Here is a 26,825-nt window from a genome sequence, read left to right as displayed (position 1 = left end):
TTTGCGCCTTTGCGTGAGACTAAAATTCATACCCTTAATCAGCAACGCCCAAAAATCAAAACATGATACTTTCAAACAACATCCTGTAAATCCTTAAATCCTGGATATCCTGATTCAGACAAATTAAAATATTAGTACACCACAAATCAAATCAAAATCCTGGACATCCTGATTCAGACAAATAGTTAAGATTCTGTACTGGTAAAGTCTATTTTTTCATAAATATCAGCCAGAGAAATTTGACAAGCAACAGAAGTTAAATTTAAAGTATCATTAATATCTTCATATTCTAAAAACATCCATTTTCTATTATCAGTTTTGACATATTGTTCAACGTGAATTGTGTATTGGTCAATTAAAATATATTCTTGAAAACTAGCAATAGCCCGATAAGCTGCAAACTTTTCATCTCTATCATAACCTTTGGTAGATTTTGATAACACTTCAGCAATCATAACTGGATTAATAATAGTGTCATTTCTTCCTTCTGCAAACGCTAGGGGAGTTTGGACAACCATTACATCAGGATAAGTATGAATCCGTTGTTTAGGAATCCAAAGCCGTTGGTCAGTATAATAGACTTCGTAAGGCTGACGCTTGAGGGCAAAATGTATGGCAACATATAAATTACCAGCTATTTTATTATGATTTGGTGTTCCGCCTGTCATGGGGATAATTAATCCATCAATATATTCATGACGTAATTCTGAATTTACCTCAAATTCTAGGTATTCTTCAGGTGAGTAGTAGCGTATTTCTTGTGCAATAGTCATTTATGGGGTAATAAAGTTTAGTTAAGCCTAAAAATCAACATTATCAAATTTTTAGTTGGGTTGCGCTTTTGCTTAACCCAACCTACCATTTTTTAACTTTACTTTACGCAAAGACACAAAAAACTCTTTGTGTCTTTGCTGATTAGCCTCTACCTTTCAGGATCTCTAAAAGAGATGGTGCGAAACAAAACTCAAATGGGTTGAATGTTATCCCGCAGCGTCAGGTAATGGTTTTTTGGGTGTTGCTAGTTGCAGGATGATTTCTAGTAACCAAGGGGCGAGACGTTGGCATAATACGGCTAAGTGAGATTGCCAGCCGACTAGGATTTCTGCGGTATCGTTTTCTATGCCGATGACGAGCGCTTGAGCGACTTGTTCGGGTGTCATGGGAATTACTCCCCGAAATGATTGCAAGTCACGCACCATGTCTGTTTCGGTGAGGGAAGGGAGTAGGGCGATAACGCGAATATTGTGTTGGGCGAGTTCTTGACGTAGTGCCTGGGTAAATCCGACAATGGCAAATTTAGTGGCGGAATATGTGGCCATTGTCGGTGCGGCAACTTTCCCCATTAAACTGGAGACATTGACAATGATTCCCTTTTTTTGACTAACCATGCGTTTGGCTATCAAGCTGGTGAGGGTGTACATTCCCAACAAATTGACGGAGAGTTCTTCTTGCAGTTGGGGAAGTTTTGATTGCAGAAACGAGTTTTGATGTGCGACTCCGGCACAATTTACGAGGAGATGAATTGGTCCATAACTGCGCCACAGTTGAGCTACGGCTATGTTAACGTTGATGGAGTGGGTTAAGTCCAAAGCCATGATTGTAGTTTCTACGCCTAAAGCTTCAATTTCGGCGGCTACTTCGGCTAACTTTTGGCGATCGCGTGCTACCAATATTAACCTTTTCATGCCTTGTTTGGCTAATTCTAGGGCGATCGCTTTACCAATGCCACGAGAAGCCCCGGTAATGAGTGCAACTTTTCCTTGAATCTTCATCGGGTTTCACCTCTAAATTCTTCATTCTTCGTCTTCCTGTTGCGTTCTTGGCAATCAATAGGTAAGACAATTAATGAACAGTACACAAAAATCAAATCTCCATGCAGTGACAAGATGGAAGCTACTTTTTATGCTCATTTGCAATACCCCTTTATTGCTTCTCGAAAGTAGAAATTCCTGGTTGTCAGCATGGGAATAATCAACATAAAAGACTTTTGGCAGGATGGATAAAGCTCATTGATTTCACCTCTTTTAAATAATCCGAGCATTCACCAGTGCTGTCGTACCCACACACACTAGCAACTAAATCAAGTTATTGCAATATTTTTTAATCAGGATTCCTGATCAGTCATTTTCGTAAGATATATATATGGCAGTCGTGATTGATATAAGTTTTTATGAATAGTCAGCAATTTATATCATGATCCCCTCACAATTCTGGGAATTTTGTGACCATGAATACATTTTTTTAACTTATTCAAGACAATTAATCTGTTGCATTTCTAGGGGATTAATTATAATTTTTGGTGAAACAACACTAATTTATCTGTGGTCAAATATTATTATTTTGTGTAAGTAGGTGAACACAATAAAACCAAACTGTGTAAAGAAACGTAAAATCGCCCAAACCCTCTTCACTCTTGCCTCTTGCCTCTTGCCTTTTGCCTTGCCATAACGACAATTTTCAACGCCAACCTACTTAACTGCTGATAATATAGACAAATTTGCTAACGAATCCCCCAAAACAGCAGTTAAGTAAGTGGATGTAAAATAACCAAAATGTGTAACGATATGTAAATTCACCTCAATGCGTTATTGTGGTTGAGTTTTAGCCATTTCACAAAACGAAATATATTTTGATTCTCCCCCGCCCACCTACTTAAAATTACCTTGGTAACAGCTTATCAGGTTTTACTCTGCGGGTGTATTTGAAAACCCTTACTCTGTCCATAAAATACAGTTTTAAACTGTACCTGATTTGTACCAGGATTGTAGAGAGTATAGGTTGCTTGTCCTGGTATCCGTCCCACATTTCCGACCCCAATCACTTGACGAGGGGTAACTGTGACTGTTTGTGGGGAAAATTGATGATCAAGAGTAATGATTTCACTGGTAATAGATCCTGCTTGTAACTGATACTGAAAAGTTAACCCAGAACGACCGCAAAATAGATTATTTGCTTGCATTCTTGATAATCTATCTAACATTTGAATAGGAGGAGTATCGGGGGTCAATTCATCATTTACCCCCATTGTCGAACCATATATTAATAAACAATCTAATTCAAAAAAACCAAAATCGAGCGATCGCAACCATTGTACAGTCTGACGGGAAACACAATCCCACAACATCTGCACCGTATCACCCCCATATTTTGCCAGCAATTCCGGTGCGTCTCCAGTCGGACCCAAACCATGTAAAATCAAACACTGTTCTTCCCACCATCCCTTGCAAATCATTGGTTCTAATTCACCCCGACGAGGTGATTTCACCCTTGCCACTAGCTGTTCACATTCCCGTCGCGGTCCAACTAAATCACCGATGATATACAATGCCTCTAAATAACGATTTCTCGGCTTAATATCAGCTATCACAGCCTCATAAGCTGCTAAATTTCCTTCAATTCCGCTTAAAATTGCCCACATAATCAATTTTAGATTTTAGATTTTGGATTAGTTATTAGGACTTACGCATTGAGGAAGTTCACCAAATATGAAATGTGGATTTTATCTGTTGTAGGGTGCGTCAGACCCGATAATTTCACAAAAAACAGATTTTCTCTATCTGACGCACCTACTCAATCAGTTATTCCCAAAACTGAAAACGACGCAATTTCGTTTATTCATATCATGGCAGGTTTTACATTGCCTAAATCCTAGTTATTTTATCTAGTACAAACATGAGTTGGATCATCTGCGCGTTCAGCATACTCCAAACCATGCGCTAAACGCCAAGCAAAGATTTCTGGTAATCCCTTCTCTATAATTGCTGCACAGGTTTTTTGATAATCATAGGTCACTTCCCGCAAAGTCACCCCTTGAGTATCAGTTTCATAAATTACATAAGTTGCATTTGGTCGTCCATGTCGAGGTTCTCCAACAGAACCAACATTAACAATCTTCTTCAGCGCAGATGAAAAGCTAATTTTCCGTGATGCTGCTTGATTAGCAACTTGAACTTGTAACTCACCAGCATCAAGATTACGACTATAGGGAACATGAGTATGTCCACAAAACAGCACATCTGCACCTGTGGAAAGTACCCGTTCTAAGGCCACAAAAGCATCAAGTTCAGGTAACAAATATTCATGATTACTATGGGGACTACCATGAACAAAAGCTAAATTTTGCCACTGGAGACTATAGGGTAAACTGGCTAAAAATTCGCGGTTTTCTGGATGAATTTCCTTATTTGTCCATTCATGAGCTTGAAAACCTCTTTTTTCTGCTAATAATGAAGGATAACTACAATCGCAAGCATTCAATCCTTCCACAATATCTTCATCCCAACAACCAGCACAGGTAGGAATATCTAAAGAGCGAATTTGGTTAATTACCGCATTAGGATGGGGTCCATATCCTACCAAATCACCAACACAAAATATCTTCTCGGCTTTTTGTTGGTTAATATCTAATAATACAGCATTTAAGGCTTCATAATTACCATGAATACATGAGATAACAGCTATTTTCATACTTGTTGACCTTCTAATAAAATTTGTTGTACTTGTTGTTGATATTGAAAAATTAAGGATTCCGATAAACAGCAATCCGATAATGTTGCTTTTAAAGCTGTTTTATCTAAATTCTTGCCTACTATTTCTATGCCACTAAACCGCTGAGGTCTACCTTGTAAATGTCGTGGTAAGTCTAATTCTAAAAAATCTATTTGGGGAACACCATTGACAAAATCACAGTAAAGAGAACGCCCATCATTAACATCGAGAATTGCCTTAGCACGGGTAACAATCCCATAAGCACCATGAGTTATTTCATACCAAAATTCATCCAAACTATTTTCATCAATTACTTGCCCCGTAGTTTCTACCCGCCATAAATTTTCTACAATTATAGTTGGAACTGGTGCGCCATAGATAATTTCATTTGCCCAACTATCATATTCAGAGTTTTTTAACTCCTCTGGAATAATTGCTATAGCCTGGTAAGTGAGATGATCTAATATTTTTGATATACTATTTAACTCTAGATAAGAACCTAATTCAACATAAACACTATCTGCTGTGGGGATGTGATATAGAAATTCAATTTCTTGACCATCACCAAATATTTTCAGATCAGGAAATTCAGTGGCTATTTTAGTTTGATCAATGGGAATATTCCCCGTTCCTGGAGAAAAATAAATTACTTTTTCAATAGATTTAATATCTCGAATTTGTTGACAGATCCAGGTAGTTTTTCCAGATCCAAATAATCCAGCGACAACGGTAATAATTGGTAAAGTCATAATCAATATAAATTATAATTTATGAGATAAAATTCCCACAGAATTAAAAAAACAACTTCTTGCTCCAGTATGACAGGCAATATCACCAACTTGCTCAATTTTGATGAGAATTGTATCACCATCACAATCATAAAAAAGCTCTTTTACCTTTTGAATATGTGTAGATGTTGCCCCCTTATGCCACAACTGAGAACGGGAACGACTCCAATAATAAACTTCACCTGTAGCCAGGGTTTTTTGAATTGATTCTGCATTCATCCAAGCCATCATTAGAACAGTACCATCAAGATAATCTTGAGCTATAGCCGGAATTAACCCCTGCTCATTAAATTTCAAATTTCCAATCATGATAACTTATCCCTTTTTATCTGCGTTTATCTGCGTTTATCTGCGTTCAAATATCAATATAATGTAGAGATAAAAAATCTCTTATCCCTACATCACACAAAGCCTATTTAAAATTAGCACTGTGGCGAATCAAATTCATAAATTCTTCACGAGTCCGTGCGTCTTCAGAAAACACCCCACGCATGGCGCTGGTAACAGTCCAAGAACCTGGTTTTTGGACTCCTCTCATCACCATACACATATGAGTTGCTTCAATTACCACTGCAACTCCTTGAGGCTTGAGTAAACCTTGCAGTGCATTAGCAATTTGTAAAGTCAGCCTTTCTTGCACTTGTAAACGTCGAGCATACATTTCACAAATGCGGGCAATTTTTGATAAACCTATCACCTTACCATTAGGAATATAAGCAACATGAGCGCGACCAATGATTGGTAATATGTGGTGTTCGCAGGAACTAAAAATATCAATATCCCTGACTAACACCATTTCATTTGCATCTTCTGTAAATACTGCTCCATTTAGCAATTCATCTACAGATTGATCATATCCATTGGTCAGAAATTTTAAGGCTTTAACAACTCTTTTAGGAGTATCCTTTAATCCCTCACGGTCTGGATTTTCTCCTAATCCAATCAGTAAAGTGCGTACAGCTTGCATCATCTCTGCTTCTGTTACGGTTGGTTGTTGCTGATGAGATAAAGATGAAATTACATCAGCAGCAGTTAGTTCTGGACGAATGGATAAAGTCATTATTTGAATTTAATAGAATGAGTTATGACGGAAGTTAATAGTTAAATATCTATGAATAACTACTAACTAAAAAAAGAGAATTTATCAACACTTTTAAATTATAACAAACATTTGTTAAGTTTTGTGTAAATCTCATTATTATCCAGTTTTCTGCCAACAAAAACTACCTGGTTTTTAGGTTGATTAGGCCATTCGTCAGCGTTCAATGTGTAACGAGGTCCACTCAGTTGAAAAATATGACGTAAATCACTATCACTAAACCATAAAATACCCTTAGCTCGAAATACATTCTCTGGCATTTCTTCGGTTAAGAAATTCTCAAATTTATGGACATCAAATGGTCTATCGGTTTGGAAAGAAATGGAAACAAACCCATCATTTTCTAAATGATCGGAGTGATGATGGTGATGTTCATGTGCATGATGATGTTCATGTTCATGTTTATGGTGATCTTCATTATCAATGGCAATATACTGATCTTTTGGTGTTAAACCCACATCTAAAATTAGAGGTAAAGCAACTTCACCGTATTGAGTATGTAAAATTCTCGCTCCATGTTTAATATCATGGATGAAATTTTCTACTTCTTGTAGTTTTTCTGCGGTAACAAGGTCTGTTTTATTGAGGAGAATAATATCTCCATAGGTAATCTGTTTTAAAGCTGCTTCACTCTGAAAATGTTCTTCGTTAAAAGCTTCAGCATCTACTACTGTGAGAATTGAATCTATATTGGTTAGATCTCTGAGTTCTGTGCCAAAAAAAGTTAAGATAATCGGTAAGGGATCAGCTACACCTGTGGTTTCAATAACTAGATAATCAATCCGTTCTTCTCGTTCTAAAACTCGATAAACAGCATCAACTAAACCATCATTAATTGTACAACATATACAGCCATTACTAAGTTCTACCATATCTTGGTCTACAGAAATTAGTAATTGACTATCAATGTTGATATCGCCAAACTCATTAACGAGGACAGCGACTTTTAAATCTTGTTTGTTCTGAAGAATTTGATTTAAAAGTGTGGTTTTTCCACTTCCTAAAAATCCGGTAATAATAGTTACGGGCATTCCTTGTTTGGGAATTTCAGGAATGATGTTTGTTGTGTCGAGAGTGATGGTATTCATATCAAAATTTAGTGGTTTTATTTGTTGACTGTTTAAATCAGTGTTCTTAAAAGATTACTGACTTCTTTGATCTTAATGTTTTATCACTTGTAAATGATCTACAAGTTCACTTAAAGTCAAAACTCCTAAATCTCCAGCTTGTCTACTTCTGACACTCAAAGTTTTGCTTTCTACTTCTTTCTTACCAACAACGGCAACAACGGGAATTTTTTCCAATTGTGCTGTCCGAATTTGTTTCCCTAAACGTTCACCACTGCTATCTACTTCTACCCTAAATCCAACTTTTTTAAAATCTGCTGCTACTGATTTTGCATATTCTCGAAAGTCATCACTTACAGGTAACAACCGCAATTGTACAGGTGCTAACCACAAGGGGAAATCCCCTGCATAGTTCTCAATTAAAATGCCAAAAAAGCGTTCCAAAGAACCAAAAATAGCCCGATGAATCATAATTGGTCTTTGCCGACTACCATCAGCAGCAATATATTCCATATCAAACCTTTCTGGCAAATTAAAATCTACCTGAATAGTTGAACATTGCCACAAACGACCAATAGCATCTTTTATTTTAATGTCTATCTTTGGTCCATAGAAAGCTCCACCACCTGCATCAACAACATAATTCCAGCCTTTAGTATTTAAAGCTTGTTCTAGTGCTGTTGTGGCTAATTCCCAAACATCATCAGTTCCGACTGATTTATCAGGACGGGTAGAAAGATTGACCTCATATTCTTTAAAACCAAAATCTGATAAAACCTGCTCAGTGAGATTTAAAACTCCTAGTATTTCATCAGCAATTTGGTCAGGTAAACAAAAGATATGAGCATCATCTTGAGTAAATCCTCTCACTCGCATTAAACCATGTAATGCTCCAGATCGTTCATAACGATAAACAGTTCCTAATTCTGCCCATCTTAATGGTAATTCTCGGTAGGAATGAAGTTGATGTTTATAAGTTAGAACATGAAAAGGGCAATTCATGGGCTTAATTTGATAAGCCTGATTTTCCACATCTATCGAGTCAAACATACTTTCTTGATAAAAGTCAAAATGACCCGATGTTTTCCATAGGTTGAGATTGGCTATGTGAGGTGTATACAGTAATTGATAACCAGATTCTAGATGAGATTTGCGCCAATAATCTTCAATTATGTAGCGAATAATTGCGCCTTTGGGATGCCAAAATACTAAACCACCACCGGCTTCTTCTTGAATACTAAATAAGTTAAGTTCTTGACCTAACTTGCGATGATCTCGACGGAGGGCTTCTTCTCTTAGTTGGAGGTAATTTTCTAATTCTGCTTTTGTTTGCCAAGCTGTCCCGTAAATCCGTTGTAGCTGAGGTTTAGTTTCATCACCTTGCCAATAAGCACCAGCAACATTTAATAATTTAAAGGCATGAGGATCAATTTCACCAGTAAAGTTAATGTGAGGACCTGCACACAAATCCCACCAATAGTTATTCGCTGGTTGAATATCTGTGACAAACAATGAAGTTTCTGAATTACCAGTTTCGGGAGTACCAATGAAGTAGCGGGTGATAATTTCTGATTCGGGTATACGCTCTAAGATTTCTAGTTTGTAAGGTTCATTTAATTCGGCAATTTCGGCACGAATTTCGGCTCGTTCTACCTCTTCCCGGATAATAGGTAGGTTCACTTTGATTATCCGTTGCATTTCGATTTCAATTTTGCCTAAGTCATCAGGGGTGATGCTGACTGGACAATCAAAATCGTAGTAGAATCCAATTTCTGTGACGGGGCCAATTGCTACCTTAGTCCCTGGAAATAGTCTTTGTACCGCCATTGCCATGATATGGGCGCTGGTGTGCCGAATTCGTGTAAGTTTGTCGTCTTCGTGCAGGTTCAAGGTGTCTTGAGACTGGGTTATTGAACTGACCATATCAAACAAAAATGAGAATCGTTATCAGTCTAGCGCAAAAAGGTGTGAATGTTACTAATTTTGGAGTTGATTTTGGGGAAAATATTTTGAAGTGTTGTTAGCTGGCTTTAACTTCAGTGATACTATGAGAAAAAGATACACTGGGCTTAACGATCGCTGGGACAATTTTTTCACAAGCCATTCTTGCACCGGATAAATTTCTGGCTGTCGGACCAACTTGTAAAGCTGCTAAACCACCCATGATAAATAATTCACAACCAGGCCAACGCAGATAGCTGTCTAAAACTGGCAAACCTTTAACAATTTGGATGGGATAAGCGGTTAAGATATCTTGCAATAATGGTTCAGTGGTGACATCGAATTTAGTACCTGTGGCTAACCAAATATAATCACACTCGAATATATGACCATCGCTACATTCTACCTGCCAATTATGACTTAACCATTTAGCTTTAACTATTTGACAGTTTTCATCAATTCTAATATTACCACGATGATGTTCTTTGCGTAATTGGGTGGCGATTGCTGGTGTCATAGAACCACCGTTTCTAGCTTGCTGGATCATCATCCACCGTTGTTCCCAATCTCCTTCAAAAAATCCTTTGAGATATTTTGGTCCTAACCAACCCGGTTCAGCATCAAATAGTTTTTCTGATAACTGTCTTCGGATCATCAAATTGACTTTTGCACCATGAGCGATCGCACCTACAGCCAAATGTCCACTTGTCAAACCACCACCAACAATTAAGACTCTTTGAGACTTTAACTGTAATTTACGTAAATCTACAGTTTGAGAATGGCAAAGTTTATGTTCTGGATAGGGTGAAGGAATCTGACTTACCCAATCAGGGATATGTATCTTACCACTACCAGTTGCCAACACAACTCGCCGGGCAGTTACCATTTGTCCATCTTCTAACCATAGCTGGAATTGAGGACGAAAATGATCAAATGACGGTTTAACACTACTTACAGCCAAAGGGATAACCTGCTCCTGCAACTGATAGGATGTAATCACATCCTCACAAAAATCTTCAAATAGGCGCGTTCCAGGTAAATCATAGGGGGGAAATAGTTCCTCAGACCGAGATTCAGAAAATTTCCTTAAAGCGAAGGGGTTGGGGTGGGGATGATGAACAGCAGGAGAGCGCAAATGAGGAATTTCCAAAGCCGCAAATTGCTGTTTCCAGTTACTTATCCATGTACCACTGGGATCAAACACTACAATTTTACCCTTCATTGTTTGCCGTTTTTGCAGCAAATGGGCAACTAAGGTAAGAGCATGAGGACCAGCACCAATAATTGCTAAGTCAATTTTTGCAGGAACTGTAGTCATAATAAATAATAGGGAGATAAGGACTGGCAACTATTACATCAACATCAGTGCCACTTCTTTAGCAAAATAAGTCAAGATTAAATCAGCACCAGCCCGCTTCATGCTGGTTAAAGTTTCTAAAATCACCTTTTTCTCGTCAATCCAACCATGTTGAGCCGCAGCTTTAATCATTGCGTATTCGCCACTAACGTTATATGCGGCGACTGGTAAATTTGTGGCTGTTTTTACTTGACATATTATGTCTAGATATGCTAGGGCTGGTTTGACCATAATGATATCTGCACCTTCAGCAATATCCAGTTCAATTTCTTTTAAAGCTTCTTTAGCGTTAGCTGCGTCCATTTGATAGGTTTTTTTGTCGCCAAATTTGGGGGCTGAATCTAAAGCGTCCCGGAATGGTCCATAGTAGGCTGAGGCGTATTTTGCTGAGTATGCCAAAATCCCGACATTGATATAACCTTCAGCGTCTAAAGCTTGACGGATTGCGCCGATTCTACCATCCATCATATCCGAAGGAGCAACAAAATCCGCGCCGGCTTCTGCTTGGGAAAGTGCCATTTTTACTAACACTTCTATGGTTTGATCATTGAGAATTTTGCCATTTTCATCAACTAAACCATCATGGCCATGAGTTGTGAAGGGGTCTAGAGCAACATCAGTAATAATGATGATTTCTGGAACTGCGTTTTTAATGGCTTTGACGGTTTCCTGCACCAATCCCTCTGGGTTGTAGCTTTCTGTAGCTGTGTCGTCTTTTTGTTCTTCGGGAATAACTGGGAATAGTGCGATCGCATTAATACCCAATTGTGACACTGCGGCTATTTCTTCCAGGAGTAAATCTAAAGAATAACGATAACATCCTGGCATGGAAACAATTTCTATTTTTGTGCTTTCACCTTCCATGACAAACATCGGATAGATCAAATCATCTACAGTTAAAATCGTTTCCCGCACCATTTTTCGGAGGGTTGCAGTGCGACGGAGACGACGGGGACGTTGAGTCAGATGTAAGGCTTGATTGGTAGACGAGTTCTCAGACGACATAATAGCTCTGTAAAAATGATAATCATTATTATAGTCGTATTACATAAGTCCTAACAACAATACCTTCTCCATTTTTTGTAGGTTGGATTAAGCGACAGCGCAACCCAAGGTATTTGTTGGGTGAGCCTCCCGTCAGGGATACGTCCCTCAACCTCAATCCAACCTACAAATCAAGACTTTTTTCAATTGGAACGAGAATCTTGAGGTAAAATCATTTCCCGAATGGCTGTGGCTGTGGCTGGGGCGAGTAAAACCCCATTGCGGTAGTGTCCCGTAGCCAGGAGTATATTTGTAAAACCCGGTAGTTTATCAATTACTGGCGCTGGTCTGCCTTCGGGACGGGGGCGCAACCCTGACCAAGTGCGGAGAACCTTGGCTGCGGCTAACTCTGGGGCGAAGGCGATCGCCTGTTGTCTGACAATATCCAATAATTCCTGACTTGCAGATATTTGATTTTCATGATTGGGAAATTCTACGGTTGCTCCCACCCAATAATCACCATTTCCCATTGGTACAATATGCACATCATTACCAGTAATTACAGGTTGAAAATCGGGATTTCCTAAACTGCGTCCTAAGCTCAAATATAAAGCTTGTCCCAGCACTGGACGGATATTTACCATTTGATCTAATTGTGCAGTTAAGGCTGTTGAACCCAAACCCGCAGACATAATAAACCAATCAGCGGTAACTTTGCCCTCTGTAGTTTCAATAAAATTACATTTACGCGCTTCTCCCAATCCTTTTTTGATGTGTAAAGGTGTTGGGGGAGGAGGAGGAGGCGTTTCTGTGCCGGTCACAGACACACCAAACTTGAAATTTACGCCATTACGTTGGGCTGCATCTACTAAAGCTAAAGTTAAAGCTGTGGCATTTAGTTGTAAGTCTTGGGGAGAATAGACAGCACCAATAATTTGCGGATGACTGATTTGGGGACAATATTTTTGCAGTTGTTCTTGATCCCAAACTTGTAATTCCCAACCTTGGGATTGGCGAATTTCTCGCAGTTGTTCCCATTCGGAAAGGACTTCAACGCCACTTTCTAAGGGACGCTCTAAGTTTTCTGATAATAGCATTACGATTCCTTGCCGATTACAAGGGATTTTCCGCCCTGTAATTCCTTCTAATTCAGGAATCAAACTTTCATAGCGTTGGATGCTACTTTGTCGCATTCGCCAAGCAATACCCTTGGTTTTATGGCTAATTACACCCATTAACACACCGAGAGCGGCGCTGGTAGAACCTTGTGCTGGTTGTTTTTGCTCGAAAACGGTGATGTTTAAACCTTTAACTTGGCTGAGTTCATAGGCGATCGCCGCCCCAACCACGCCACAGCCGATAATTACTACATTCATGGTTTTTGCGCTTGAGTTAGGGGTGAAGCATGAAAAGTCTTCCTCTCCACCCTATCACTCCATTACCCTAGCATTTTGTGATTCAAGACTCGAAAGGAGGCAGGGGAGCAAGAGGTAGGGAGAGGGGAAGCAAGCAGGGGAGAAATTTCTTTCTTTCTTCTTCTTTCTTCTTCCTCCTGACTCCTGGGCGCAGGACCTGCGCCCCTACGCTCCTCTTTTAGCTACTCTTTTCGGGAACTAGTTCTAAGAATTTGTCAATATCCGCAAACACTTCTTGGTATTTACTCGCAGCTAGGCTAGTATTACCCGCAGCGGCAGCTTGATCAATTCTTACTAGGTCATTCAACAAATCTTTGCTAATTTGTCGAGCTTGAGCTTGGTTTTGCTTGGCTAGGTTGGGAATGATATAAGTCATATTTAATCTAGCTTCTGTCATCGGTCCGTGAATAAAATTACCCACTTTCACCCATTCACCTGCTTTAATCAGGTTTTGGAGTTCGGAAGAGCGATCGCGCACCATCTGAATTCCGGGAACATATTCCTGAATTTTCGCAACTTCCGCCGCCGTATAAGATGGTGGTACAGTAACAACAGTAGGACTACCACAACTAATCAAAAATGTGGCTAATAGTACAAAAATCAGTGAAAAAATAGAACGTTGACGCACCATAAATGGAAATTAATTTTTTGTTTGTTTACAGATTAACAGTGTTATTTTAGATCGCTATGTAATGAACCGTTACAATTAACTCAGGTTTTTCTGTCTTGATCTTCCCCGCAGACCAACCGCATAGAGGAGTATTATTGAGTGAACGCAGCCGAACAAGCCACAAACCTAGAATTTGCCAGCAAAATTGCTACGGTAGTAAATTTATTTAAATATGAATTTCCTGATGTCAAATCCGATCTTAAACCCTGGCACAATGACCCAGAAACCAGAGAACTAGTAGATCCAGATTCTATAGACATTGGTTTTCACTTTCCTGGCATTAGCAAATCTTGGCGCTGTCGCAGTATTTTGATTCAAATCCGATTTTATCAAGATCCGATTAATAATCACCGTCGCGCCATTGGTGTCGAAGCCGCTGGATTTGATCACAGTGGGGAAGTTTGGCGACTTTCCACTATTGAAACCTGGAGTTTTGTCGGTGACTCCACACCCTCTGCTGAAGTTCGGGAAAAACTGAAACAGGTTTGTCGGCAAATTTTAGAGGTGTTTAATCAGCCGAGTCTGTAAAAATGAGAGTATTGAAAAAATAGTAGAAAAAGCTCTTGAAGATGGTCACTTATACTCCGCAAGGGAATAAATTGAGCTTTTGCTTCAAGGTAATATATGGATGTAAAAACCCAAGTTAAGTAGTGAGACAGAATTAATTACACAGTGTTATTGCGTAAGCGTTGCGTGGCGTTAGCCATATGGAACGAAGTGAAATGAAGCAATTCCAAGGGTTGTGATTGCTTCCCTTCCCTCGCAATGACTGGTATAACACCGACAATGGAGGCAGGAGTTGGGCATACAGTAAGAGACTTCCAAATAAAAAAATGTCCCAAAACTGATGCAGAAATTCTCTCTCTGTGTACTCTGTGCCTCTGTGGTTCGTTTCTTAGGATAATTTATTTCTTGGAAGTCTCTAAAAGACTTTTATTCCTTAATTCTTACTGCTTTCATATTTTTATTCACGTACTAATACTTGTGTACCTATACTTACTTGGCTATACAACATTCTGACATCAGAATTACGCATTCTTAGACAACCGTGAGAAACAGCCGCCCCTAGTAAATCAACATCTGGTGTGCCATGAAAGCCGAGTTGATTCCGACCATCAGACCAAAAACCAATCCATCTATCCCCTAAAGGACTGTCAGAACCGCCCTCGAAAACAGCATTTGTAATGGGATGTCGCCAAATGGGGTCGTGTTCCTTGTGGATGATTTTAAAATTGCCTGTTGGTGTTTCCCAGCCTTTTTTACCGATAGCAATGGGATAACTAGCTATTATTTCATTATATTGAGAAACATAGACACGGCGATCGCTCAAATCCACCACTACTTGAGTTGTATTTGATACTGGCATTGATCCCTGAGAACTCTTGACCGGATCTGTAACTTGATCCTGACTTGACCTTTGTGTTCTCCAAACAGCAGCTTTTTGGGGAGAGTTAGGCACAGAAGCCGCAATTGCACTGTTGCCAATTTCCACTGATGAACCCTGTGGATAAATCTCTGTGGATATAGACTGATTTAATTGTCCTTTTGTTGTCATATTGTGCCAATGGACAGCCAGAGATAAAATTGCTGTACCAAAACAGAGAAACATGACCATACTCGCTACAGATTCATTTCTTGCCATTGCCATCGCCTATTCATCGCCTATTATTTATCCCTGACACATCTGGCTAAAGGTGACTGATCATTGATCATTAAGTAAGTACCAGTCAAGTATTTAGTGGACATTTGCTAATCTGATCACCATCCCTAACTCTAACAAAAAGTTAATCCGTAGTCTTCTTTACCTTCTTCTTTCATACTTACTTGACGATGGAATAAAATGCTGAAAACTCCTTTCTATATATATTTCCGTGTTCCGATTATAAATCCGTCACCTTACCGAGGAACTTTTGATCTATAATCTAGTCTAATGGAGGGGAGTGATTTAACGCCAATCTGATCCATGAGTCAATCCATTAGTGTATCCTGGTCAACAGTGGATGCCACCTATCCAATAGCATCGGTGCAAGTTGACAAACTCTCAAACAACGATCTTATTTTGCGCTGTCAAGTCGGATTGCGTCCAGAACGTGCTGCCTTTTCAGAACTGTTACGTCGCTACCAGACTCAAGTTGATCGAGTTTTATATCATTTAGCCCCCGATTGGTCTGATAGAGCCGATTTAGCCCAGGAAGTTTGGATTCGTGTCTATAGGAATATTAACCGACTACAAGAACCTGCCAAGTTCCGGGGATGGTTAAGCCGCATTGCCACAAATTTGTTCTATGATGAATTACGTAAACGCAAACGGGTCGCTAGTCCCTTATCATTAGATGCTCCCCGCACCTTAGATGATGGGGAAATGGATTGGGAAATTGCCGGTGATACCCCAAGTCCAGATGAGCAACTAACTACTAGAGAATTTTATGAACAGTTGCGAGAAGCGATCGCCGACTTACCAGAAGTTTTTCGGACTACAATTGTTTTAAGAGAAATTGAAGGCATGGCCTATGAAGAAATTGCCGAAATTACCGGAGTTTCCCTGGGAACGGTGAAATCTAGAATAGCTAGAGCCAGATCAAGATTACAAACTCAGTTACAAACCTATCTAGATACATAATCTACACCATGTTTCCTCAATTCTATGGCAGATTTTAAGAAATATTAAGGACTGTCAACGAAAATATATATTTTCTGCCATTGAGAAGCAAAAATGAATCAACGGGTACTATAAATATGGAGAAGCGCGATTGTTTCGAGTTATTAAGTGCTTATCTGGATGGCGAAGTTACAGCTACTGAACGCAGGCAAGTTGAAGAGTGGCTATTAACTGATGCCTCAATTAAATGCCTATACAAGAGACTATTAAATCTTAGAAAAGGCTTGCATAACATCCCTGTTCCCGCCAACTCTCAGTCATCAGAAGCAACGATTAACCAAGTTTTAGTCCGTGTTAATCGCCGTTATCGCTTGAACTGGATGTTAGGTAGTGCAGCCGCAGTGGCTTGTATTTTGGGAACAATATCTGGTTTATTGCCAAGTAATTCCAGAATGCTAGAAATAGCCACAACACAACCAACAGAATTAACACCAACAGCCGCAGATTCGCCCTTAATGGTGGCTTTAAATAACCCAGTTATTGAAATTCCCAAAACAGCAGTAGCTCCTAGCGAGAAGCTAGTTAACAACCTCAATTAATTAATAGCTAAACTGTCACCACTCCAGCAAGCATCAGTGAGTATACCTCCTAGCTGGTCAACTTTTTATGATGTCATAAAATACACCCAAACCAAATATAAAAATGAGCCGTTTAGCTTACAAACCTCTATTTACTGGCGATTATAGAGGTTTTTTGATGTCGGTTGATTTCTAAACGAAACGTAAAAAGCAAGTTTGGCAAGAATTTTAGGTTGTAAGTGGAAGAATATCGAAAAAATTAAATGAATCGGATTTCTTATAATGTCTGATCAAAAATTTGATTCATCAATACTTTTAGTAATTGTAGATAAGTAGGTTGGCGTTGAAAATTGTCCTTATGGCAAGGCAAAAGGCAAGAGGCAAGAGTGAAGAGGGTTTGGGCGATTTTACGTTTCTTTACACAGTTTGGTTTTATTGTGTTCACCTACTTACATCTGTTTTCATCTCGGCTTTGTTGAGTAAAAATAATTCTCTATTTCTTGGCTAATATGACATAATCATCTAATACATAGTGTGATTCATACTTTTGACTGAAATACTTTTTAAGTAACCGAGTCATATATAGTTGCTTAGGTAATTCATCTTGAGCAAATTTGGCAAACTCAGAAATAGCTAAAGGTTTTCTTAAACCCGTTGCATTTATATATTTATACCAAACTAATTCTAATCCAAGTTCTTCTACAAACTTATATACTATATTTTTTTCCTGTTCTTTATCTTCAACTTGATAAATATTGTAAGCCTTGAATAGCTTCTTGTCTTGGATAATTAAGAGTACATACCCCTGATTATTTAAGCTTTCAGAAAATATTTCTTTATATATATTATTAGCTTGAATTCTTTTGGTATTATCTGCGAAAAAACAATGAGAAATAACGATGAAATCAAAAAAGTTTTTGGGAATATTCCTAGATTTCGCATCCCATAAAAAGATGTCAGAACTAACAAAACGAAAGTAATTATTTAGAGGATTTAGTTGCGACTCGATATATTTACGCCAAAATTGAAGTCCTCGATACTGGAAAGCGGCTTGTTTTTCTAAAGAATAGTAAGATATGTGCATTTGGGGAATATCAAAAAAGCTGCTACAACTTTGGAGAAATAAAGCCAAACCATAAGCTGTTGTTCCCGGTCCAGCAGCGATATCAAGAATATTCAATTTAGTTGGTAACAACCCATCTTGGTAAATTAAAAACCAGGCTAAATAGAGACAATAGACATTTTCTAAAAAATATTTCATAAAATAGACATGAGGAGTCAGACTAAAACGGTAGTCTGGATCTTGTCCCATTTTTAAGCTAGTAATATCCTCAACAGCGTCTTCTAATTTAATTGCTAATTGTTGATCAGAAATTTTACTAAATTCTTCTTGAAGATATTCCACTAGTTTAACTTCAAAATTATCAAATATACTCTCATCAATTCCTGTTGCTTGGAGTTTATATTCATCATGATCCACTAATTTAAAAGCTTGATATATAAACTTAATAAATTCTGCATTTGGATTTAATAACAGATGAGATTTTGATTCTTTTGCTGCTGTTATTTGGTTTCTTAAATTTGCAGTTTCGTGTTTATTTTCCTGTAAATTTCGTTCAAGTTGCAGTTTATCCCTAAATAGTTTCTCTAACCATGAAAAACTTGCTCCCGATTTTTGAATCTCTTGCAAAATTTGTACAGCACTTCGGGTATCACCACGCTGTAATGCTGATTTAAATTGCTGACTTCTCCACCAATTAATAATAAAATTACTCATAACCAAACCCGTCTTTTCCTTCTTTTATTTCTACACCCGGAAGCTGAGAGACTAACTTTTCTTTAAATCTCTGATAACTAAATCTCTCAGAATTATACCACCAAGCATACTTTTGTTTAATTTCTTCAGCTTCTTGACGAGTTCCGGCGACAAGAGAACGATTATTGTGAGGATGAAAATCTTGAATTACTACTCTATCTGCAATAGCTAATTTTTCAATAAAAGCATCTTCATCTATTACTAATGTTGGTAATAAAGGTGTAATTGTAATAGAAATTTTAGGAATAAAACCTTTAAAAATATCAATACTTTGTCTAATTTTAGTAATAGCATTTAATCTGGCTTTAATACTAGGAGAACGGGGTTCAAAGTCTCTTCTTACAGCTTCGCTACCTGTGGGAATGCTCATATTAATTCGCAATCGTTGAAACCTTTGTAAATAATCAATATCTCTAGTAATAATGGGACTGCGAGTTTGAATTACTAAATTTGGCCGATAATCAAGCATTACTTCTAATAAACTGCGAGTTAATTGATGTTTAGACTCCAAAGGTTGATAAGGATCTGTGACACTACTCATGTAAATTCTGGGAGGTTGCTTGGGATTTTTCCGATACCAAGTTTCTAATTCTTTTGCTAAAATTTCCGCAGCATTTTCTTTATAAATTACCCATTTACCCCAGTCTTGGCGCATTTGAGAATTAGGGCTAAATGCAGCAGCATAGCAATAACTACAGCCATATTGACAACCCCGATAAGGATTGAGGGTAAAGTCATAAGCAGCAATAAACCCAGTGGCTTTTGTTAGCAGTGATTTAGCATTTTGAGCGTAAACTGTAGTATCTCCAAATTTTTCGCGCACGCATTTTGTAGGAGTTTCGTCGCTATAACCTTCATACCTTGGTTTCGCCATATTTTAATATGTTATTTACTTGATAGATCCTAAAAATGCTATTGAATACATTTAAATATAAGCACTGCTGATACACAAACGTATATTCACGTATTTTTCCGTTTTTTTCTAAACATAGAGAAAACGAAAGTTAGTATTTTGTGAAAAGATAAAATATCTCTATGAATATACTAATTAACTTTAGAGACTTCCAAATAAAAAAATGTCCCAAAACTGATGCAAAAATTCTCTCTCTGTGTACTCTGTGCCTCTGTGGTTCGTTTCTTGGGATAATTTATTTCTTGGAAGTCTCTTAATCTTTTTCAAATCGTAAACCTGCGAAAACTTCTACACAACTAGGGATATAAAGTCAAAAATATTTTCATACAGCACCTTTACGAATCATCTCAAATCCATATACATAGATATCCGCAAATTTATAGCGTTGATCTTTCTCGCGCAATTGAATAATACCGATTTCAGTTAAAAAAGAAGCAAATTCTTCAAAGTCTGCTATATCATGTGCTGATTCTTGCCATATGCTATGTAATTCGTCTTTAGGTAAAAGGGCTGATTTCTGCTTGAGAGAGTCAAAAAATTTAGTCAAATGACGATATTCTTCTTTGATTTCATCACAACGTTTTTCTGATGCTTTTTTCAATCCCATTTCTAAAGATTTACTGCGTAATAAACGATCTGTTGGTGTTTGAATTGATGATTTTCCTTGATAGCTTAATTCTTGTTCTTTTGCACCTGTTAATAATATACTTAAACTACGAGGAAAAGTAGTACCACTAGAATCAGTTAATCTTTCATAAACCCATCTGGATAAATATTTAGCTTTGTCTCCTCTTCTGCGACGACTTCCCCAAAGCAATTCTAAAGCTTTATCAATTGCATCTTCAGTAGTTTGATCAATTGCATCTTCAGCAATAGGAGAAAATCTATTTACCAAATCCTTAAAATCTGGAGATTGTATTGATTGACGCAAAGCTAATCTTAAAAAGTCAACCCTAGTCCATTGTAAAATAATATCGCGTCCAGTAAAATGACTTTTATTGTCAAAAATTAAACGATTCCATATATCTTCTCTCAAGAAAATCTTAAATCTAATTTCTGTTAGGCGATTTGCATCACAAGATTGAACTAATTGAAATAATCCAGATAATGCTGATTGTCTTACTTCTCCTGCTTCAGGAAAATCTTCATCTAAATCATCATAAAGAAACCAGATTTTCTGAGATTTATTTTTGGCTTCTTCATGAATGATAATGTTAATGGTATCATTGACTATTTCACTTAGTATAGAGTTAGTAGATAATTCTAACAAAACTTGATTGTACTCAAATTGCCATTTTCCTTTAGGTAAATTATTGATAATATTTTTCAGTTCACTAAATTTTTCACCTTTCCTATTTTTAGGAAAATTACATAAATTTTCCTGATGACATCTAAGGAGTAAATAAGCTCTCCAGAAAGCCTCCCATGTGCCACCCTGCTGCTGTAAATTTTCATGAATAAATTGGAATTGTCCACGAGTCGGACGACTTTCCTGATATCTACCATGTGCAGACAAAAATACAGTATTATCTAATCTACCACGAGCTAGTTTTTGAGCATCACTTTTATATTTGAGAAAAAGCCAATATAGAGCAGTTTTACCTGTTCCTTTTCTACCTCTAATTAAACAAGTTGCATGATCTAAAAATTTCTCAAAATCATTGGTACGCTGGAATAGGAGGGTGAAATCCTGTTTTTGATCTGTATCCGCAGCATTTACTTCAGGAAATTGCAAGCTTTTGATAATTTTCCAGCGTGTTTCTGAATTAGTTAAAATATTTGTTCTGTCAATTTCATCAGTTTCTTCATCAATTAAATTGACAATTTTATTATAGTAATCTAGTAAAGCTCTTACAGGGTAATTATCAGCTAAAGCAATGGGTTGAAGATAGGGAATTACTAAAGGTTCTGGTAGTTCTAATGGATCATTATCATCTATTTCAAATTCTTCATCTGTGGCTATTTTTATTTCATCTAGAAAATATTTATAAATCTCGTTTACTTTGTCAAGTTTGCTAACATCAGGAACAGGAGAAAAAAACAAAATTGATTGATAGATTTTTTAGAGTGTTTAGCGAACGCAATAGTAATTCTATTCCTTGTTTATTTTGTTCATTAGGAAAAAGAAAAATAATTGCTTCATCAGCAGCTTGAATTAATGATAAAGCTCCCCATTGATTAATTCCCGTTCTCGAATCAATTAATATAACATCAGGTTTTAATTGTTCGTAAATTTCCCGCTTGAAAACAGTCCAAAGACTTTGATCTCCATCAATAACAGTATTAGCATGAAGATCATCAACCTTAGAAATATAATCAAGACTAAGACAACCAGCAGGAACAACAAATAATCTTCCTTTAGCGTTTGGTATTCTCACTTCACCAAATATTTCTGTAATGGAAATACTCGGCTTTATTCCTTCTGGTAAATAGGAACGTTCATAAAAATAGTCAACAATTCCATATTTTGGTTGTGGTTGTAGGTTAAATGCTGTACTTAAACCAGGTGCTTCTAAATCTAAATCTACAGCTACAACTTTACGTCCTCGCATTGCTAAAATCCAAGCAACATGAGTTAATGCCGTAGTGCGTCCTACTCCTCCTTTAAAGGAATAAAATGTCACTGTTCTGGGTAAACTGAGTTCGCGCTGAGGTGCTATTGATTGATTTTGTGGGTTTGCTGCTTGGATAGCTAAATCTTGCCAAGTATGTATTGATGCTGGATCAAAAATCTGTGGTGGTGAAATATTAAGTGATTCAGCTTATTGAAGTGTATATAGGGAGAGAAAACCAGGAGATAAATGAGGAACTTGTGATTTAAGTAAGTTAGAAATTTGTTCTTTACGTTGAGGAATAGATAAACCTATAAAGCGATCGCTTACAATAGTCAAATTCAATAAACCAGATGTAGAAATATTTACATCAACCCATTCCTGTGACTTCTGTACATACTGGTTTGTAATTTTCTGTTTTAGTAAAACCTGCCAATTTTCCTGCATTTGATCACCTTTTTAAAGTGTAGCGATTTGCTCTTGTAACCAACGAATAAGGTTATGATATGCGTGGAACCAAAGTTGATAACTTTCATCATTAGGCTCAAGTCCAGAATAGCGCAAATCTATGAAATGTTGGCTCATTGGGTTCTCAACTGTGTTGAGCCATTCCATAACATCTGGAAACCTTTCAATTCTAGATCGAAGTCGATTATGTCGTCTCAACGCCTCATCGTATTTGTGTCCCGGATTTTTGATTGTATGTCCAGGATTCTTAGAACTTGTTTTCCATTCTCGACTCGCGCCATTTGGTAAAGTAGCAAAAATCATCGCTTTTAATAAACATTCGATGGTTACACCACCAAAGTGCATAGCCCCAACTTTCCTTACAGGATGCAGTGTTTCAGTATCAGTATGGCGCTCCATAAAAGCTGCCTGGTAATCTTCCATACTTGTTAGACTTAAAATTCAAGCTTTATCAGTATATTATTAAATTAGGATTTTTAAGCTAAAAATTAAGCATTAACAACAAAAAACAGCCAACCCTTTCCAGAAACAGCGATTATTCAAACTCGAATGGCAAACACCCAAGATTATTGGGAAAGAATTGATTAGAACTAAATAGGAGGCAGGTATGGCGTGGATATTTAGTTTATCAGCAGAGTGTGGCTCTGATGAAAACAGTGCTAAGAAATTTGCTCAATATTTTGGGGAAATAAGAGGGTATCAATGGTTACTTTTGAAGTCTACTATATATGTGTGTCGCACAGACATTTTTCAAGATATAGAAGACAATTGGTGGTGTCGGGTTTACCCTGAACGGGTTTACTCAGATAATGTTAGCGAAGTGGGAATATATAGTCCTGAAAGTGCTTATTTAATGACGGAGTTAGGTTTGTTATTCTATGAAGCTCTAAAGTTTGATTCTAGCTTTCGTTATGCTTTAGTTGGTGTAGAAGTTGATGAATTTAGAACCTATAGTGAACTAATAGAAGATTTACCTAATTTATCTATTCCAGGATTAGTTTTATCTACAGCACTTGCAGAAGAAGTAGAAACATTACCAGGTTTCCAACCATTTAGTTCTGGTTATGTTTGGCAACCTTACAAAGGGGAAGTTTATAATCCATTAATGACATCTCCAGAATTAAAAAATAAGCTTGATGAACTTTTAGCTGTAAGTTGAACTTAAACAAAATCTTCTCTCTGCGTCCTCTGTGCCTCTGTGGTTCGATGTCCAAAAAAAACAGCCGCCCCCTTACGGAAGCGGCCATTATTCAAACTAGGAAAACTACGAAAAGATTTTAGTAATCGTAATCTCCACCCATACCAGCGCCAGCAGCAGGAGCGCCATCTTTAGGTTCTGGCTTGTCAACAATGATACATTTAGTTGTCAACACCATCCCAGCGATAGAAGCAGCGTTTTGCAGAGCAGAACGAGTTACCTTAGCAGGGTCAACAATACCAGCTGCCAACATATCAACGAATTCGTTGGTAGAAGCATTGAAACCAATGTTGAAATCCTTCTCTTTCACTCTTTCCGCAATTACGGCACCGTTTTGACCAGCGTTTTCTGCAATTCTCTTCAGAGGAGCAGGTAAAGCACGAACGACGATTAAAGCACCTGTCAACTCTTCATCTTTGAGGTGGCTGTGCGCCCAAACTTCCAATTGAGGAGCGAGGTGAGCCAAGGTTGTACCACCACCGGGAACAATACCTTCTTCTACAGCAGCCTTGGTAGCGTTGATAGCATCTTCCAAGCGCAGCTTCTTGTCCTTCATTTCGGTTTCGGTAGCTGCACCAACTTTAACTACAGCGACACCACCGGACAATTTAGCCAAACGTTCTTGCAGTTTTTCTTTGTCGTAGGAAGATTCGGTTTCTTCCATCTGAGGACGGATTTGTTCGCAACGAGCCTTCACAGCAGCTTCATTACCTTCAGCAACAATTGTGGTGCTGTCTTTGGTAATGGTGATGCGACGAGCTTTACCTAAGCATCATAAGGAAATTATGAGCAATTTTGAGGCAAGCTAGGATTAAAGCGGATGACTTTCTTGAAAATTAAATTCTTTCCAATTAACCGCAATATTCATTATTCATGTATGTTTTAAATAACGAATTTAACTGAAATTTTACTTCTTCTTCTCCTAACACTTTTTCTACTAAACACCGTCGTGTTAAAGATTGTATAATTTGCAAAAATCTAGCATTTGATAATTCAATATCAGCAGGTTTTTGGGAAATATCTATAGGTTCATTTTGTGTGGATAACCAGTTAATAACCTTATTTTCTAATTCTGATAAACGCTCTAAATGATTTTCTAAAAGTGCTTCTATATCTCCCAAAAATATCTAACGGGATGACGAAATAGTCTAAATATCTTATCAGGTAAAGATTGTACCGATTTATGGTAAAAAGAGATAGACCTACTTTTTTTTATATTGGATTATATGCTCAGACTTGGGTTAATTTCATAGATAAGTAGGTGAACACAATAAAACCAAACTGTGTAAAGAAATGTAAAATCGCCCAAACCCTCTTCACTCTTGCCTCTTGCCTCTTGCCTTTGCCTTGCCATAACGACAATTTTCAACACCAACCTACTTAATTGTCGGGAATTAGTTAGGTCATTATTGAGATTATCTCCTAATAAACAGAAGTATTATCAACAGGGTGAGAGAGCTATGCGCCTTATTTTATCAGTATCTTAACTACTTTTGTCCTCCCGTCAGAGTAATAACTCTAATGACAATCAAAATTTAGAGAAATCTGTTCAAGAACTTTATCGTCGGTTAGAAGAAAAAGATGGTCAAATTGAACAATTACAACAACAAATCAATAAATTACAAGAAAAAATAGAGTTAAAAAATAAATAATTTGCATTGGTTGTGTGATCATAAAATAGCTCAGTAAGTTTCCTGAATTGAAAATTCATACAATTTTATCTTGATTGCGAATTATCTAAAATCTGATCATATTAATTCCGTTTTAACTACGAATGTGGTATAATAAGACTAACTCAACTTTTCCTATAAAAAATCTTATGCCATCACCTAAGATTATAGAACTTGAACAAATATTACAAACTTACTCCATTGAAGATAAACAATGGTTATTACAACAGTTAATTCAACAACTGGGATTAAATCCTCAAGAAAAACCACCAGTAAATTATAAACAACAAGCAAAAGAGATTATTGCAGAAACTATCAGTGAAGTTTTAGCTTTATCAAATGACTGCGAAGAGCAAGTTTGGCAAAAATTTTATGCAGCCAGTGGAAGAATATCGGCAAAATTAAATGAATCAGATTTCTTATAATGTCTTTTCAAAAATTTGATTCACCAATACTTTTAGTCATTTTGGATACATCTGTTTTTATCTCAGCTTTACTGAGTAAAAACCCGAATAGTGCGCCTTGTAAGATTATTATATACTGGCGAGAAGGTAGATTTAACCTAGTAATGTCTCCACAACTATTAGAGGAATTAGTTGAAAAATTATTAGCAAAAAATATTGATACAACTGATATTAAAGATATTTTGACAGCCATTTTTTATACGGCAATTAAAATTCAAGGTACTTATCAAGCGACAATCTTGGATAATATTGATCCTAATGATAATATATTTTTAGCCGCAGCTTATGAAGTTAGTGCTGATTATTTAGTTTCTCTTGATAAAAAACATATTCTTCCATTAAAACATTATCACGGAACACAAATTTTATCACCCGATTTATTTATCAGGATATTAGATAAATAAAATCAATTAAATAACCCATTTAACCTCGTTTTACAGATTCATCAAAAATTTGCATTTGCTCTGGAGTCAAATCATTTAACATTCCTGAAACTAAATGTAAAGATAAAATACTTTTAATCCGTTTCGTTAATTCCCCCTGAGAGATATTATTAACATCAGGGACAGCAATAGGATCAAAATTACGATTAATCACTTCAATCATTTTCTCTCTATCTAAGTTTTCTTGATAAAGAGGATTATTGTCAATTAAAGTTCTGACAATTTCGGGTAATTTTTGATAAGAGACTTCCAAATAAAAAAATGTCCCAAAACTGATGCAGAAATTCTCTCTCTGTGTACTCTGTGCCTCTGTGG

General features: G+C 37.2%; 29 protein-coding genes and 1 pseudogene. 7 read left to right on the top strand and 23 right to left on the bottom strand.

The genetic code is table 11. The features are described 5' to 3' along the window. Positions 1-185: 185 nt before the first annotated feature. The 13 genes from HEQ36_RS16705 to psbQ form a co-directional block, all read right to left on the bottom strand. Positions 186-773, bottom strand: coding sequence for a Uma2 family endonuclease (locus tag HEQ36_RS16705; RefSeq protein ID WP_168635830.1), 588 nt, complete (start codon positions 771-773; stop codon positions 186-188). Positions 774-980: 207 nt separating this feature from the next. Then, on the bottom strand, positions 981-1,772 hold the full coding sequence (locus HEQ36_RS16700; protein ID WP_027403149.1) for an SDR family oxidoreductase: 792 nt from the start codon (positions 1,770-1,772) through the stop codon (positions 981-983). A gap of 905 nt (positions 1,773-2,677) precedes the next feature. Further along, complete coding sequence (locus HEQ36_RS16695; protein ID WP_168635831.1) at positions 2,678-3,424, bottom strand: metallophosphatase; 747 nt, start codon at positions 3,422-3,424, stop codon at positions 2,678-2,680. Between the two features lie 233 nt (positions 3,425-3,657). Beyond that, positions 3,658-4,467: a metallophosphoesterase family protein gene (locus HEQ36_RS16690; RefSeq protein WP_168635832.1), complete on the bottom strand. Its 810-nt coding sequence runs from the start codon at positions 4,465-4,467 to the stop codon at positions 3,658-3,660. Continuing rightward, positions 4,464-5,237: a GTP-binding protein gene (locus HEQ36_RS16685; RefSeq protein ID WP_168635833.1), complete on the bottom strand. Its 774-nt coding sequence runs from the start codon at positions 5,235-5,237 to the stop codon at positions 4,464-4,466. Before HEQ36_RS16685 ends, HEQ36_RS16690 begins: the two co-directional genes overlap by 4 nt. 12 nt (positions 5,238-5,249) lie before the next feature. Continuing rightward, entirely contained in the window at positions 5,250-5,585 is a 336-nt protein-coding gene (hisI, locus tag HEQ36_RS16680) for a phosphoribosyl-AMP cyclohydrolase (RefSeq protein ID WP_168465506.1), read from the bottom strand. 103 nt (positions 5,586-5,688) lie between these two features. After that, positions 5,689-6,336: a GTP cyclohydrolase I FolE gene (gene folE / locus HEQ36_RS16675; RefSeq protein WP_039202293.1), complete on the bottom strand. Its 648-nt coding sequence runs from the start codon at positions 6,334-6,336 to the stop codon at positions 5,689-5,691. Positions 6,337-6,434: 98 nt separating this feature from the next. After that, complete coding sequence (locus HEQ36_RS16670) at positions 6,435-7,463, bottom strand: GTP-binding protein (protein ID WP_027403143.1); 1,029 nt, start codon at positions 7,461-7,463, stop codon at positions 6,435-6,437. A 72-nt stretch (positions 7,464-7,535) separates the two neighbouring features. Next, entirely contained in the window at positions 7,536-9,365 is a 1,830-nt protein-coding gene (gene thrS / locus HEQ36_RS16665; protein ID WP_168635834.1) for a threonine--tRNA ligase, read from the bottom strand. Positions 9,366-9,462: 97 nt separating this feature from the next. After that, positions 9,463-10,701 (bottom strand): FAD/NAD(P)-binding protein, encoded by a 1,239-nt coding sequence (locus HEQ36_RS16660; RefSeq protein WP_168635835.1) that lies wholly within the window; start codon positions 10,699-10,701, stop codon positions 9,463-9,465. Positions 10,702-10,734: 33 nt separating this feature from the next. Continuing rightward, positions 10,735-11,745, bottom strand: a complete 1,011-nt coding sequence (gene hemB / locus HEQ36_RS16655; RefSeq protein WP_168635836.1) for a porphobilinogen synthase — start codon at positions 11,743-11,745, stop codon at positions 10,735-10,737. Positions 11,746-11,927: 182 nt separating this feature from the next. Further along, positions 11,928-13,100 (bottom strand): FAD-binding oxidoreductase, encoded by a 1,173-nt coding sequence (locus HEQ36_RS16650; RefSeq protein ID WP_053540829.1) that lies wholly within the window; start codon positions 13,098-13,100, stop codon positions 11,928-11,930. Between the two features lie 217 nt (positions 13,101-13,317). Further along, entirely contained in the window at positions 13,318-13,770 is a 453-nt protein-coding gene (gene psbQ, locus HEQ36_RS16645) for a photosystem II protein PsbQ (protein WP_168635837.1), read from the bottom strand. 138 nt (positions 13,771-13,908) lie between these two features. Between psbQ and HEQ36_RS16640 the strand changes: the two genes are divergently transcribed. Beyond that, positions 13,909-14,337, top strand: a complete 429-nt coding sequence (locus HEQ36_RS16640; RefSeq protein WP_027403137.1) for a hypothetical protein — start codon at positions 13,909-13,911, stop codon at positions 14,335-14,337. Positions 14,338-14,773: 436 nt separating this feature from the next. On the opposite strand, the gene HEQ36_RS16635 is transcribed toward HEQ36_RS16640, so the two are convergent. Then, positions 14,774-15,457: a L,D-transpeptidase gene (locus HEQ36_RS16635; protein ID WP_039202301.1), complete on the bottom strand. Its 684-nt coding sequence runs from the start codon at positions 15,455-15,457 to the stop codon at positions 14,774-14,776. A gap of 315 nt (positions 15,458-15,772) precedes the next feature. On the opposite strand from HEQ36_RS16635, the gene HEQ36_RS16630 reads away from it, so the two are divergent. Beyond that, positions 15,773-16,429: a sigma-70 family RNA polymerase sigma factor gene (locus HEQ36_RS16630; protein WP_053540831.1), complete on the top strand. Its 657-nt coding sequence runs from the start codon at positions 15,773-15,775 to the stop codon at positions 16,427-16,429. 116 nt (positions 16,430-16,545) lie between these two features. Then, positions 16,546-17,007, top strand: coding sequence for an anti-sigma factor (locus tag HEQ36_RS16625; protein ID WP_039202305.1), 462 nt, complete (start codon positions 16,546-16,548; stop codon positions 17,005-17,007). A gap of 472 nt (positions 17,008-17,479) precedes the next feature. Here the strand turns inward: HEQ36_RS16625 and HEQ36_RS16620 are convergent, their stop codons facing one another. The 6 genes from HEQ36_RS16620 to HEQ36_RS16595 form a co-directional block, all read right to left on the bottom strand. Beyond that, a complete protein-coding gene (locus HEQ36_RS16620; protein ID WP_053540832.1) occupies positions 17,480-18,763 on the bottom strand; it encodes a photosystem II assembly protein in 1,284 nt (427 codons plus the stop codon). Continuing rightward, positions 18,756-19,676 (bottom strand): radical SAM protein, encoded by a 921-nt coding sequence (locus tag HEQ36_RS16615; RefSeq protein ID WP_039202308.1) that lies wholly within the window; start codon positions 19,674-19,676, stop codon positions 18,756-18,758. The genes HEQ36_RS16620 and HEQ36_RS16615 overlap by 8 nt, the downstream gene beginning before the upstream one ends. 361 nt (positions 19,677-20,037) lie before the next feature. Further along, the gene (locus tag HEQ36_RS16610) at positions 20,038-21,759 is read right to left on the bottom strand and encodes a hypothetical protein (RefSeq protein ID WP_233455452.1); all 1,722 of its coding nucleotides are present in this window, start codon (positions 21,757-21,759) and stop codon (positions 20,038-20,040) included. Then, positions 21,737-22,339 (bottom strand): ParA family protein, encoded by a 603-nt coding sequence (locus HEQ36_RS16605; protein WP_290708090.1) that lies wholly within the window; start codon positions 22,337-22,339, stop codon positions 21,737-21,739. The genes HEQ36_RS16610 and HEQ36_RS16605 overlap by 23 nt, the downstream gene beginning before the upstream one ends. Positions 22,340-22,477: 138 nt before the next feature. Next, positions 22,478-22,714 (bottom strand): BolA family transcriptional regulator, encoded by a 237-nt coding sequence (locus tag HEQ36_RS16600; RefSeq protein ID WP_233455453.1) that lies wholly within the window; start codon positions 22,712-22,714, stop codon positions 22,478-22,480. 12 nt (positions 22,715-22,726) lie between these two features. Beyond that, positions 22,727-23,158: a hypothetical protein gene (locus HEQ36_RS16595; RefSeq protein WP_168635838.1), complete on the bottom strand. Its 432-nt coding sequence runs from the start codon at positions 23,156-23,158 to the stop codon at positions 22,727-22,729. 184 nt (positions 23,159-23,342) lie between these two features. On the opposite strand from HEQ36_RS16595, the gene HEQ36_RS16590 reads away from it, so the two are divergent. Next, positions 23,343-23,894, top strand: a complete 552-nt coding sequence (locus tag HEQ36_RS16590; RefSeq protein WP_168635839.1) for a hypothetical protein — start codon at positions 23,343-23,345, stop codon at positions 23,892-23,894. A gap of 118 nt (positions 23,895-24,012) precedes the next feature. On the opposite strand, the pseudogene HEQ36_RS16585 reads toward HEQ36_RS16590, so the two are convergent. Further along, a pseudogene (locus HEQ36_RS16585) lies at positions 24,013-24,702 on the bottom strand (TCP-1/cpn60 chaperonin family protein); the annotation flags it as partial. An 82-nt stretch (positions 24,703-24,784) separates the two neighbouring features. Then, on the bottom strand, positions 24,785-25,054 hold the full coding sequence (locus tag HEQ36_RS16580) for a hypothetical protein (RefSeq protein ID WP_168635840.1): 270 nt from the start codon (positions 25,052-25,054) through the stop codon (positions 24,785-24,787). 372 nt (positions 25,055-25,426) lie between these two features. On the opposite strand from HEQ36_RS16580, the gene HEQ36_RS16575 reads away from it, so the two are divergent. From HEQ36_RS16575 to HEQ36_RS16565, 3 genes are all read left to right on the top strand, one after another. Beyond that, entirely contained in the window at positions 25,427-25,585 is a 159-nt protein-coding gene (locus HEQ36_RS16575; protein WP_160170635.1) for a hypothetical protein, read from the top strand. Between the two features lie 167 nt (positions 25,586-25,752). Continuing rightward, positions 25,753-26,028 (top strand): hypothetical protein, encoded by a 276-nt coding sequence (locus HEQ36_RS16570; protein WP_027403128.1) that lies wholly within the window; start codon positions 25,753-25,755, stop codon positions 26,026-26,028. Then, the gene (locus HEQ36_RS16565; RefSeq protein ID WP_168635841.1) at positions 26,028-26,471 is read left to right on the top strand and encodes a putative toxin-antitoxin system toxin component, PIN family; all 444 of its coding nucleotides are present in this window, start codon (positions 26,028-26,030) and stop codon (positions 26,469-26,471) included. Before HEQ36_RS16570 ends, HEQ36_RS16565 begins: the two co-directional genes overlap by 1 nt. Positions 26,472-26,490: 19 nt before the next feature. On the opposite strand, the gene HEQ36_RS16560 is transcribed toward HEQ36_RS16565, so the two are convergent. Next, positions 26,491-26,825: hypothetical protein (locus tag HEQ36_RS16560; RefSeq protein WP_290708084.1), on the bottom strand; the 335-nt coding region annotated here is incomplete at its 5' end.

The sequence above is a fragment of the Anabaena sp. 54 genome (assembly GCF_017355725.1).
Classification (GTDB): domain Bacteria; phylum Cyanobacteriota; class Cyanobacteriia; order Cyanobacteriales; family Nostocaceae; genus Dolichospermum; species Dolichospermum heterosporum.
This window is presented reverse-complemented; position numbering and strand designations above follow the sequence as displayed.